The organism is Streptomyces sp. NWU339 (assembly GCF_003143855.1).
Taxonomy (GTDB): Bacteria; Actinomycetota; Actinomycetes; order Streptomycetales; family Streptomycetaceae; genus Streptomyces.
On record NZ_QFRK01000007.1, the window covers coordinates 43,808 to 55,603 of the forward strand.

At 72.3% G+C, this 11,796-nt stretch carries 10 protein-coding genes, 1 pseudogene and 1 riboswitch; of the genes and pseudogenes, 8 read left to right on the top strand and 3 right to left on the bottom strand.

Translation table 11 applies throughout. The features are described from left to right. Positions 1–64: 64 nt before the first annotated feature. The gene (locus DIZ27_RS10835; protein ID WP_109378137.1) at positions 65–802 is read right to left on the bottom strand and encodes a nitroreductase family protein; all 738 of its coding nucleotides are present in this window, start codon (positions 800–802) and stop codon (positions 65–67) included. A gap of 286 nt (positions 803–1,088) precedes the next feature. On the opposite strand from DIZ27_RS10835, the gene DIZ27_RS10840 reads away from it, so the two are divergent. Beyond that, positions 1,089–2,039: a Rieske (2Fe-2S) protein gene (locus tag DIZ27_RS10840; RefSeq protein ID WP_258308324.1), complete on the top strand. Its 951-nt coding sequence runs from the start codon at positions 1,089–1,091 to the stop codon at positions 2,037–2,039. Positions 2,040–2,159: 120 nt separating this feature from the next. Then, a complete protein-coding gene (locus DIZ27_RS45650; RefSeq protein WP_181383475.1) occupies positions 2,160–2,327 on the top strand; it encodes a hypothetical protein in 168 nt (55 codons plus the stop codon). A gap of 167 nt (positions 2,328–2,494) precedes the next feature. On the opposite strand, the gene DIZ27_RS10845 is transcribed toward DIZ27_RS45650, so the two are convergent. Then, on the bottom strand, positions 2,495–2,839 hold the full coding sequence (locus DIZ27_RS10845) for a DUF6256 family protein (protein WP_109378139.1): 345 nt from the start codon (positions 2,837–2,839) through the stop codon (positions 2,495–2,497). Positions 2,840–2,911: 72 nt separating this feature from the next. Further along, a complete protein-coding gene (locus DIZ27_RS10850) occupies positions 2,912–3,163 on the bottom strand; it encodes a DUF6186 family protein (protein ID WP_109378140.1) in 252 nt (83 codons plus the stop codon). Positions 3,164–3,454: 291 nt separating this feature from the next. Between DIZ27_RS10850 and DIZ27_RS10855 the strand changes: the two genes are divergently transcribed. The 6 genes and pseudogenes from DIZ27_RS10855 (at position 3,455) to DIZ27_RS10880 (ending at position 11,725) form a co-directional block, all read left to right on the top strand. Next, entirely contained in the window at positions 3,455–5,005 is a 1,551-nt protein-coding gene (locus DIZ27_RS10855; protein ID WP_258308325.1) for a N,N-dimethylformamidase beta subunit family domain-containing protein, read from the top strand. A 580-nt stretch (positions 5,006–5,585) separates the two neighbouring features. Beyond that, positions 5,586–6,572 (top strand): ferric reductase-like transmembrane domain-containing protein, encoded by a 987-nt coding sequence (locus tag DIZ27_RS10860; protein ID WP_109378141.1) that lies wholly within the window; start codon positions 5,586–5,588, stop codon positions 6,570–6,572. 135 nt (positions 6,573–6,707) lie between these two features. Beyond that, positions 6,708–6,831, top strand: a riboswitch (cobalamin riboswitch). Positions 6,832–6,968: 137 nt separating this feature from the next. Then, positions 6,969–7,155 (top strand): annotated as a pseudogene (locus tag DIZ27_RS10865) ((2Fe-2S) ferredoxin domain-containing protein); the annotation flags it as partial. Positions 7,156–7,421: 266 nt separating this feature from the next. Beyond that, entirely contained in the window at positions 7,422–8,174 is a 753-nt protein-coding gene (locus tag DIZ27_RS10870) for a thioesterase II family protein (RefSeq protein WP_109378142.1), read from the top strand. Positions 8,175–9,074: 900 nt separating this feature from the next. Then, the gene (locus tag DIZ27_RS10875) at positions 9,075–10,283 is read left to right on the top strand and encodes a cytochrome P450 (RefSeq protein WP_258308326.1); all 1,209 of its coding nucleotides are present in this window, start codon (positions 9,075–9,077) and stop codon (positions 10,281–10,283) included. A gap of 92 nt (positions 10,284–10,375) precedes the next feature. Beyond that, positions 10,376–11,725, top strand: coding sequence for a serine hydrolase (locus DIZ27_RS10880; protein ID WP_109378144.1), 1,350 nt, complete (start codon positions 10,376–10,378; stop codon positions 11,723–11,725). Positions 11,726–11,796: the final 71 nt, after the last annotated feature.

The window sequence follows — 11,796 nt, forward strand, 5'->3', positions numbered from 1 at the left end:
GCCGGAGCGGACGGTGCGGGAGCGCCTTGTGCCACCGGCCCGGTGGCGGCCCGGTGTCCGTGGCCTACCAGCGGTTGCGGTGCACGACCTCTTCGACCGGACGGCGGCTCACCGGACCGAACCTGCCGCGCGGCCACCCCACCGGGATCGCCGCGAAGGTGTTCATGTCCTCGGGAATGCCGAGGGCCGCCTTCCACTCCTCCTCCAGCATCAGGTGCCAGATGGTGATGTTGGCGGCCAGGCCCAGGCCCCGCGCGGCGAGCAGCAGGTTCTGCACGCCCGGGTAGACACAGGAACCCTCCGCGAGGGCGGCGAAACGTTCCTGGATCCGCCCCATGCGTGCCGTTCCCTCGGCGCCGAGCTCCTCGGCGTAGCGCCGCATGCCCTCCTCCTCGATCCTCGGCTCCGGGAACCGGTAGCAGGGGATGATCAGTGCCGGGGTCTCGGCGAAGTGGTCGCGCTGGTACTCGATGGCGGCGACCATGCGTCCGTACGCGGCCTCGTCCATGCCGGCGGGGGCGTACTTGCCGGTCGTGGCCAGGTAGGCGTCCACGCACCGCTTCCACAGCGGGGCGAGGTCGGCCATGACCGCGGGGTCGGTGACGACGACGTACTCGTACCGCTGCATGTTGCCGCCGCTGGGGCCCCAGACGGCCGCCTGTATCAGCCGGTCCAGGAGCTCGTCGGGCACCGGGTCGGGCCGCAGGCGCCGCATGGCCCGCATGGTGGACATGGTCGCGAAGAGGGCCGGTTCGGCGGTGTCGCCGGCCGGTGCCCCGGAGAGGGTGGCTTCAGAGGTCATGATCGTGAGTGTAGGGACGGCGTGCCCCGTCCGGACCACCAGGTCACGTTTGCTTCGTCGTGCCGGGAAGAGTCATCTGCCTGGAAACCACTCGCTTTTGACGCCTCGTCACTGAACTGGTCGAAAAGCTGACGGAGGTGATCCCGGCCGACGGGACGACAGCGGCCCTGAAACCCTGAAACACGGACGGCCCGCCGAGGCACCCGCCCCGGCGGGCCGTCGTTCATGCCTCGGGCACCGGGACCCGCCCGCGTTTGTCATGTGCGCAGGTGGGGACCCGGAGCCCATGACTGCAAAGCCACGTCGCCGCCGGATGCGGCAGAACCGAGTGCTGTCGCTGCTGGACCGCCTGGAACGGGCGTCCCGGGCGGACCCGGCGATCGACGCTCTTCGGTCGGCGGTCCGCTCCCTGCCGCTGGGGCGTGGACGGGACGTGCTGCACGGCAGATGGCTGGGGCACCCGCTCCATCCGCTGATGGTGCAGGTGCCGGTCGGGAGCTGGCTGTCCGCGGCGGTGCTGGACACCGTGCCCGGCCGCTCCCGCGAGGCGGGACTGCTCGTCGGGGTCGGCCTGGCCGCGGCCGCGCCCGCCGCGCTGGCGGGCGCCGTCGACTGGGCGGAGCTGCACCGCGAGCAGGCGCGGGTGGGGCTGGTGCACGCCGTGGCGAACGGGGCGGCCGTGGGCCTGTACGCGACCTCGCTCGCCTGCCGGCTCAGGGGGCGCACGGGGGCCGGCCGGGTGTACGGCTTGCTGGGGCTGACGGCGGTGGGGCTCGGCGGCATGCTGGGCGGCCACCTGGCCTACCGGCAGGCGTCCGGGGCCAACCATGCGGAAGAGGTGGCGCACGTGGTCCGGGAGGGCTGGCACCGGGTCGGTGCGGTGGCCGGGTTCCCGGCCGGGCAGCCCGTGCGGCGTGTCGTGGACGATGTGCCGGTCCTGGTGGTCCGGGAGTCCGGCGGGGTGATCCACGCACTGGCCGAGCGGTGCAGCCATCTCGCCGGTCCGCTGTCCGAGGGCACGGTCGCCGACGGATGTGTCCGGTGCCCGTGGCACGGCAGTGTCTTCCGGCTCTCGGACGGCTGGAACGTCCGCGGTCCGGCCACCGCGCCGCAGCCCGCCTTCGACACCCGGGTCCTCGACGGGCACGTCGAGGTGCGTCTGCGCCGAGCCGACCGGGAAGCGGACGGCGAGTGGAGCGGGAGCGGAGCGGCCCGGGCCAGTGGGTACGCCGGCTGACAGCCGCTTCGCCTGACGGGTCGACGGGCTTTCGCGGCGCACACGACGTGACTGTCCGGGGGCAGGAACGGCCCCTGGACGGCTGTCGCGCGGCCGTGGCGGGACGACCTGGATCTCGACGTGCCGCAGCCGGCCCGTCCCGAGGAGCTGTTCCACCTGGCAGCGCTGCACGGCCGGCCCGCCGATGGTGCCGAGTTCGCCGTTCTCCCGCAGCCATTGCCCGACCTCGGCCAGGGACGACGGAGGGCCGACGTCCGTGCCGCCGACGCGCTGGGGAAGGAGCCGTGACGCCGCCGCCAGTTGCTCACCGCGGCACGCCCCCCACCTGGTCTGCGGCAGTGGACGGGGGCGCAGGCAGTGCCGGCGAAGGCGTTCTCTCTCCGCTTCTGGCAAACACCGCCCTGTCCGGCTCGATGAGCACCTGCCCCCGGCCTGGAAGCCGGGCAACGTCCACCTCACCCTTTGGCGCCCCGGCGGTCGACGCGTCCGGAAGGCCGCGCGTGCCACCGCTCGGCCAGCCAGGAGGCGGTGAGGAAGACCGGCAGAGTCGCCCCGATCAGCAGCGCGCAGCCGGTGAACGCGCTCGCCAGGAAATGGCCGCCCACCCGCGCCACGCCTTGGTAGTAGCCGACCACCACGCCCATCAGCAGCACGTAGCCGCCGACAGCGGTGCCGACCACCTTGCGGATCAGACCGGGCCAGCCCCGCTTGCCGGTGGGCACGGGCCGTACCGTGTCTCGGCGCAGGACCCGCAGGCCGAGGGCCAGGTACCCCATGACCAGCAGATAGCCGGCCAGCATGAGGGCGACGTTCAGATGCAGAGGGATCAGGGCGGGTCCCTCCCTCCGGTGCGGGACTGATCTTCACACCCCTCAGTGTCCGTCCCGGAGCAGGAAGTGCCACCCGCGGACGAAAGCGTGCCAGCCGAACCACAGCCACAGCGCGAACAGGGCCCACCGCCCCACCGGATGGCGCATGACCGCGCGCAGTGTGTCACTGAGGGTGGGGAACGCGTCGTCGGCCCGCAGCAGGCCGACGCCCTCCCAGGCGAACAGGGCGCCGAACAGAACCGCCCAGACCAGATAACCGATCACCGGATGCTCCGCCACCATGACCTCCCACATCCATGCACGCCTGTCTGGCGGCCGTCCCCTCATGGTTCCGCCTCGACAAGGGGCCGTACCGGTTCCAGCAGCGCACGGCGGGTCGGGCAAGGCCGTGATCAGGAGGCCCGCGCCCGTCTCCTCGCCCCGGATGCCTGTGCCGCCCACCGCGCGGTTCCGTTCACACCGCCTTCGTCGCCACCGGCCGCGCATCGGCCTCTCCCCGGTGGCGGGAGACGTGATGCCCGCTCACCATTGCGGCGAGAGCACGCGAGACCTTCGGCACATGGGACGGTTTCGATGGATGGTCCGATGGACGCGGAGCGGGAACGCTCCGGAAGCGGCGGAGACGGGACAGGCCTGGACCGCAGGCGGTTCCTCGGGGTGACCGCGGCGGCCGGCGTCTGGACCGCGGGCACGGCGCTGACCGGCTGCGACACGGCGTCCGGCGGCGACCCGGACGCACCGGCCGGCCCGTCCGAGGCTTCCCGTCCGGGCGACTCCGGCTGGCGCATCCGTTCAAAGGGTCCGCCCGAGGCCGTTCTCGGCTACACCGACAAGGTGAGCGTCCTGCCGGGGGAGGACTTCGGGCTGTACGTGTCCACCACTGCGCCGGGGTTCCGTGTCTCGGCGTACCGGATGGGCTGGTACAGAGGCGCGCAGGCCCGCCTGGTCTGGCGCTCCGACAGGGTGGCCGGGCGCGTCCAGAGAAAGCCGGATCTGGTTCCCAGGACGCGCACGGTACGGGCGGGCTGGAAGCGTACGGTCCTCGTCCCCACCGACGGCTGGCCGGAGGGCGCCTACCTGCTCCGTCTCGACGCTTCGAGCGGCCACCAGCGGTACGTCCCCCTGATCGTCCGCTCGGCGACGGCCAGGGGGAGGACCCTGCTGATCCATGCGCCGGCGACCTGGCAGGCGTACAACCTGTGGGGCGGCTACAGCCTTTACGAGGGCGACGACGGATCGTACGGGATGCGTTCCCTGGCCGTCTCCTTCGCCCGGCCCTACGACAGCGACGGAGCCGAGAAGTTCCTGGTGTACGAGTGGGCCGTGGTCGTCCTCGCGGAGCGGCTGGGCATACCGCTGGCGTACACCACCGGCGTCGACATCCACCGCGACCCGGCGGTGCTGCGGGGTGCCGTGTCCGCGGTCACGCTCGGCCACGACGAATACTGGACACCCCAGCAGCGGCAGTCCATGACCCGGGCCCGCGACGCCGGAACCAACCTCGCCTTCCTCGGCGCCAACACCTGCTTCCGCCGGATCAGGCTCGAGGACGGGGACCGCACCGTGGTCTGCTACAAGACCGACTACCGCCACGATCCCCTGTATCCCCGCCACGGCGCCCTGGGGACCACCGACTTCCGCCAGGCACCCGATCCCGACCCGGAATCGTCCTTGACGGGGGTCCTCTACGAGGGCTATCCCGTGAACGCCCCCTATGCCGTCCGCAACGCCGGGCACTGGCTCTTCGCGGGCACCGGAGTCAAGCGAGGCGACTCCTTCGCCCATCTCGTCGGCGTCGAGTACGACCGTGTCACCCCGGGGTCGCTTCCGGACGCGCCGATCGAGATCATCGCCCACTCCCCCCTGGTCTGCAACGGCAGGAGGAGCCACTCCGATTCGGCGTACTACACGGTGCCGAGCGGGGCCGGCGTCTTCGCGTCCGGGACGATGCGGTGGGTCGAGGGCCTCATGGCCGGGACGGGGGAGAACGGCCGCAACCACGGCATGGACGCGCGCACCGGGGCCTTCGTGACCCGCACCACCGAGAACCTGCTCCGGGCCTTCGCGGAGGGACCGGCCGCCAAGACCCGGCCGGCACCCCGCGACAACGTGCGCGAGGTCTACGGCTCGACCTGAGACGGACGCACCCGCGCCGACCGGCCCGAAGCCGGCCCCGGCCACGCCGGGTCTCCGCCGGCCCGTTCGATCCGGCGGTCCCCGCGCAGGACCATTCATCCTTCCCCGTACGTCCCGATCACGGCGAAGGAGCCGGTGGGGACATCGGGGTTGTCCGGATGCACGGAGACCTCGAACACCGTTGTGGACCCCCTCAGCGAGGAACCGCTCTGCGTCCGCAGACACGGGTCCAGTGCTGTTGACGGCTTTCGTTCCCACTCACCGCTCCGGGACAGTCCCGGATTCCCACTGGGGCCCCTTTTGCGTCGTGCCACCGGAAGTCCCGTCGGGCAGGGGGCACGAACCGACTGCACGCATCAGCGTAGGGGGAACTCGGGATTCTGCGGCAGGGGTGTCCCGCCGGTTGCCCCGATGCGGTTGGTCCACGGGTGGCCGGGAAATGTCCCGAGGTGACAGCACCGGTCACGGTGACCGCTCTGGCCGGATGTCGTCTCGGTGAGTCCCCTTCACACCGGCCACACTTGTTCCTCCGCGACACCTGCACACCGTTCAACGGTGGCCCGCGCCGGGGAGCCCGAAAATGCTGCCAGAGACGACGCCCGAGGACGACGGGACGACCGCGCCACCCACCCGTGACCGGCCCCCCGCGGCCCGCGTCACCCTGCGGGCCGACCTGCGGGCCGCGCTGGTCGACGCGACCGCGGCGGTCGTTCTCACGGCGGTCGTGTTCGTGTTCTTCTGGGCGCGCATGGAGTCGGGCGATTCGGCGACGGTCGCGGTCATGCCGTTCATGGACGACGCCGGTATGTACTGGATGTACCTGCTCAGCCAGGCGTTCGGCTGGTCGGGGCTGCTGTGGGCGTGGGGCACGGTCATGCTCGGGCTGTTGCTGTCGGGACCGCGCCCGGCCCGGCTGACGGTCTCCCCGCAGGTCCTGGAACGCTGGCACCGCACCACCAGTCTGACCACGATGGCGCTGATGCTCGCGCACGCGCTCATGTTCGCGGCCGAACTCGTCCGCTACGAAGATCAGGTGGGGTGGGCCAAGCGGTTGTGGGTCGGCTTCGCGGACGCCTTCGTGCCCGGCTGGTACGACTCCGGGACCGGCCGCATCGCCATCCCCCTCGGGCAGGGCGCCCTGTACCTGGCGATCCCCCTGGGGCTGCTGTTCTACGTCCGGCACCGCATCGGTGCGAACGCCTGGCGCCGACTGCACCGCTTCGTGATCGTCGTGTACGTGCTGAGCGTGTGGCACACCCTGCTGTACGGCACCAACGTCTGGTACGGCGAGTGGCCACGCACCGTGCTGTGGCTGCTGCAACTGCCGGTCACCGTCCTGCTGTTGCTCCGGTTGCTGCGGCCGGCCCGACGGGCGGAGCGGCTGGGTGCGCCGGGCCGGCGCGGGAGCGGCTCCCTGCCGGGCTGGGTCCTGCGGGCCGCGGGCAGGATCGCCGCCGCGGCCGTCGTCGTCGGTCTCCTCGCGGTGGTGGCGTCCGGCCACGACGGCGGCCGCGACCGCCCGGCCCACCCTCCCGTGAGCAGCCCGCACGCCCCCGAAACGGAATGACCGCCCGGTCCGGAGCAGGGGGGTGAGGCACCCGGCCCTCCTGCCCCGGACCGTACCCCGGGGCGAGGCAGAGGTCACCGTGGTGCGGGCGCCCCCCGAGTGGAAGGAAGGCCGGCGACAGGGCGACTGCGGAGCGAGGAAGCCGGTGTGAAGCCGACGCGGTCCCGCCACTGTGATCGGCGAGCGGATACCGACAGGCCACTGCCCGGGGGCGGGTGGGAAGGCCGGGACGAGCCTCGACCCGAGAGTCGGGGAACTCACGCGGTCGCCTCCTCGACGAACCACCGGGGCGGATCTCACCGGAGAGAGGAAGGGCGCGGCGTGTCCGCAACGCCGACCGGAGCGACGACCGAGGAGCCGGCGGGCGCAACCGCGGCCGGACCGGTTCCGTGCCGCATCGTCGTGCCGGGACCGCTGCCGCGGCAGACCCAAGGCGACCGGTGTCGATCACACGGCCCGGACCCGACGCCTGCGCGCGGTGGCGCCGGTACGTGTCTCCACCTGCCTCGCCGTCCGCGACCAGGCCGACGTCATCGTCGTCCAGCCCTCCGCCGAGGGCCGTGCCGCCGGTGCCCGGCCGGTCTGACCGGGGTCGGCCGACCTGTCCGGCGGTGAGGACGAACGCGGGGGCCGGCAACGGGCATCGGCCGCCAGGTGGATCCTGGTGGTCGGCCTGCCGTGGGCCGGCCGGTCTCTGCCGCCCCCGGCATCGGGTACCTGGCGGTCGCGCCCCGTGAGGTGCCCCTCGACGGTCGGCGCGCGGGCACCGTACGGTCGGCGATGGTCACACCGGGCCTGCCGGGCGCGCGACTCCGGCCGCAGGGAAGAGAAGAAGGGCGGGAAGTTCCGATGGAGGGCAAGGACCCCTGGATCAGACCACTGCGCGGTGCCGTGCCACCTCGCGCGCGCGTGCTCTTCTTTCCGCACGCCGGTGGCGCCGCCTCGTTCTACGCGCCGTTCGCGCGGCGGTTCCCCGAGGGGTACGACATCGCGGCCGTTCAGTACCCGGGGCGGCAGGAGCGCTTCGACGAACCGTTCGTGGCGACCGTCGAAGGACTCGCCGACCGGCTGCTGCCGTCCCTGCGGCGATGGGCGGCGGAGCCCGTGCCGCTCGTGCTCGTCGGCCACAGCATGGGGGCGTCCGTTGCCTTCGAGTCGGTACTCCGGCTCGGGCGCGACCGGTTGACGGCACACTGCCGTCTCGTCGTTTCCGGCCGGACCGCCCCGTCGGTACCGCGCGAGAGCCCGGCTTTCGACTCCGACCAGGAGATCCTCGACCACCTTGCCGGTCTCGGCGGCACCGACCCGGAGATCGTCCGCAGCCCGGATCTCATGGACCTGTTCCTGCCCGCCATACGCAATGACTACCGGGCGGTGACCCGGTACCGGCCGGTCCCCGACGCCGTGGTGGACACGCCCGTCCTCTGCCTGACCGGGGACCGGGACCCGCAGGTCGCACCGGAGGAGGCCGCGGCCTGGAAGAGTCACACCACGGCCGGTTTCCGGCTGAAAACGCTCCCCGGGGAGCACTTCTTCCTGGCGGACCATCCGGGCACCGTCGTGCGGCTCGTCGCGGAGTGCGCCGGCGATGACGGGCGATGACGGGCGATGACGGGCGGCGTGTTCGCGGCTCGCAAGGGCTTGTAGTACTGCAGCGAGCAGGTTGGTGTACGCCCGCGCACGCACGGTGGTCGCGAGCGCCGGTGGCTTCCTTCGTGCGCCGGGTCGTTTCCCGTGTGCCGGGCGCCCACCGAGGGGCCCAGCACGGGCGGCGTTCAGACATGCCGCTGCCGAATCTGGCCGAAACCCACAGGGTGGGTGACCATGCGTCCGAGGCGGATGGTGCAGGTGGCGGCGGTCCTGACCCGGTTGTCGCGAGGGAAGTCAATTCTCCGTTGGTGCAAGGGGTTTGAGTGTGGATCGACGGGTACACGCCCCTCGCGATGGGCCGCTGACTGAGCATCTCCCCTCCGGTTTCGGGGGGTTGCCATTGTGTGACCCAACGTGAAAACTGTGAGCGCATTCGGCCCGGAGGTATCGGGTCGAAGCGTGTTCTGACACGAAAAAAAGCACTGAATCGTGGAACAGGGGAGTTCTGCGCGGGGCCGCTGCGCAGGAAAGTCGGGGGGATGCGGTGATGTCTGTTGGGTGCCCGTCGCACGTGTCACCAGGCTGCGGGCGTGCGGACCTGTCGGCCGCACGGCGGACGTCCAGACCGCTCGGAGCCGCCGCCCCGCCGTACGGAACCTGTCCCGAGGTCTGTTGACGCCCCGGGAAGCCACTCGCATTCCATGCGGGGGCGGACGGGCGGGTGGCCCCCGAGCGGCGGCCGGCCCAGCCTGACCACGAGTCGGCCGCCCGGCGCGGAGCGAGGGCTGCCGACCGGTGCCATACCCGTTGACCACGCCCATGACGGCCACGGCTTCCCGCCCTGCCCGGCGGCCCCACAGCGCCGTCGGTGACCCACCGCCGGGCCCGCACGCCCTCACCCAAGGAGGAACGGTGACCAGCACACAACTGTCCGGGACCGAATCGCCCCTGGACGCGTTGGCCGACCGGTGGCGGTCCTTGCGCGAGGCGGGCCCCGTGACCTACGACGAAGGGCAGAAGCAGTGGCGCGTCGTGGACCACCAAGGGGTCTCCGCCGTCCTCGCCGACCCGGCGACGTACTCGTCCGACCTCACACCGATCACCCCCACCCAGCAGGACTTCGAGACCTTCCGGCAGGGCAACTTCGTCGGCATGGACCCGCCGGAACACCGCAAACTCCGCACCTTGGTGAGCCAGGCCTTCACTCCCAGAGTGGTCCACGGGCTCGAACCACGCATCGAGGCCGTGTGCGCGAGCCTGCTCGACGGTGTCGCCGACCGGGACCGGTTCGACCTGGTCGACACCCTCGCCCACCCCCTGCCGATCATCGTGATCGCCGAGCTCCTCGGCATCCCCGCCGACGACCACAGACTGTTCCAGGAGTGGGCCGGTACCCTCTTCGGCGGCGACCAGCTCGGCGACAGCCTCGACATGGCCGACCTGGAACGGGCTCTGGAGGCCATCGCCCCGACCGTGCGCGAGATGAACGGCTACGTGCTGGACCACATCCGGCACCGCCGCGCCCACCCCGGGGACGACCTCACCAGCAGACTCCTCGCTGCCGAGGTGGACGGAGCGCGTCTGGCGGACGAGGAGATCGTCGGATTCGTCGTCCTGCTGCTGGTCGCCGGGCACGTCACCACCACCGCGCTGCTCGGCAACGCCGTGGTCACCTTCGACCGGCATCCCGGAACCCTCGCCGCGCTGCGCGAGGACCCCGGCCGGCTGCCGGACGCCGTCGAGGAGGTACTGCGCTGGCTGCCGCCCTTCCCCGAACTGGGACGGCGCACCACCCGGCCGGTGGTGCTCGGCGGCCACGAGGTCCCGGCCGACACCCTGCTGATGGTGCACCTGGGCGCCGCCAACCGTGACCCCTCCCGCTTCACCGCTCCGGACGTCTTCGACGTGGCCCGCAGTCCGAATCCCCATCTGACCTTCGGCCACGGCATCCACTTCTGCTTCGGCGCACCGCTGGCCCGGCTGGAAGCACGGATCGCGCTGCACATGCTGATGGATCGTTTCCCCGCCCTCACGGTCCCTTCCTACGACGACGTCACGTACCAGAACCCGGCCGTCATCGTCGGCGTACGCCATCTGCCGATCGCCGTCACCAGACCGTGACGCGCGTCGACACGCCCAGGTCCCGCACCGCTCACCCTCGGGCCCGGCCGTGTCACCTCCCCGCACCCGCTCTCCCCAGGAGTTCCCTGCTCATGCTGTACACCGCCGCCGCTCCGGCCGCCGACCGAACCCCGTCCCCGCTGTGCCAGGAGTTGCAGAGCCGCATCGACTCCCTCGCGCGCGTCCACCGCGTGCCCGGCGCCCAACTGGCCGTCCACACCGGCACGCACACCCTCAGCGTGCACACCGGAACGGCCGACGCCCTGACGGGAACCCCGTTCACCGCCGACACGGCCGTACCCCTGGGCTCCGTCACCAAGCTCGGCACGGCCGCCGCCGTACTGCTCCTCGCCGACGACGGAGACCTCGACCTCGACGAGCCCGCCGCCGAACTGCTGCCCGAATTCAGGTTATTGCCTGAGGTGACCGTGCGTCACCTGCTCAGTCACACCGCCGGCCTGCCCACCGGGCCCGACTCCGACAGCGCCGCGGGCACCACCACCACGCGCTACCTCTCCGCGGTCTGCACCGCGCAGAGCGCCCTGTTCCCGCCGGGAACCGGCTTCTCCTACTCCAACGCCGGCTACGTCGCCGTCGGCCGGATCATGTCCGAAGTGACGGGCATGACCTGGCAGGAAGCGCTGCGAGCGTTCCTCCTCGAACCCCTCGGCATCGTCCCCGCCCTCCTCGGCGACGCCACCCCCGCGCGGCCGGTCGCCACCGGCCACGCCCTCAACACCGCCACGGGCCTGGTGCGCCCGGCCCACCAGAACCTCGCCCCGGTGGAGGCTCCGGCCGGAGCCCTGCTGGCGAGCGCCGAGGACCTGGTGGCCCTGGGAAGGGCCGTCATCGGCAGGTCCACCGTCCTGCCCGCGTCCGCCGCCGCCCGGATGCGCCGCTCCGAACCGGCCGCCGACCCCGGTGCCCTGGCGGACTCCTGGGGCCTGGGCCTCGCCCTCTTCCAGCAGGACGGCCGCGTGTGGTGCGGCCACGACGGCAACGCCCAGGGCACCTCCTGCCATCTGCGGGCCGAGCCGGACAGCGGTGTCGTCGTCGCCTTCACCGGCAACGCCGGCGGCGCCACCGCCCTGTGGCGGGACCTCGCCGCCGACCTCACCCGGCTCACCGGCATACGCGTGCCGGCCTCCCCGGTCACCGCCCGCCGCGGCCACGCCGTACCGCTGCCGGAATGCGCCGGCACCTACCGCAACGGGGGCACCGAGTACGCGGTCAAGCTCGACGGGGCCGGCACGCCGACCCTGTCCGTCGACGGCGACTACCCCATACCGCTGGTGTGTTACCCGGACCTGTCCTGCGATCTGGTCGACCCGGCAACCGGCCGGCACGAACCCGGCGGCCGCTTCCACCGCGACCCCGTCACCGGGACCATCGACCGCCTGCAGATATCCGGGCGCACCGCGCGCCGCACCGGCACCGTCTGACCGCCCGCGTCACGCACCCGCCCCGTACGCCCGGATCCCCGCACCGCTCCGGTGTGCCCGCGGGCTGCCCG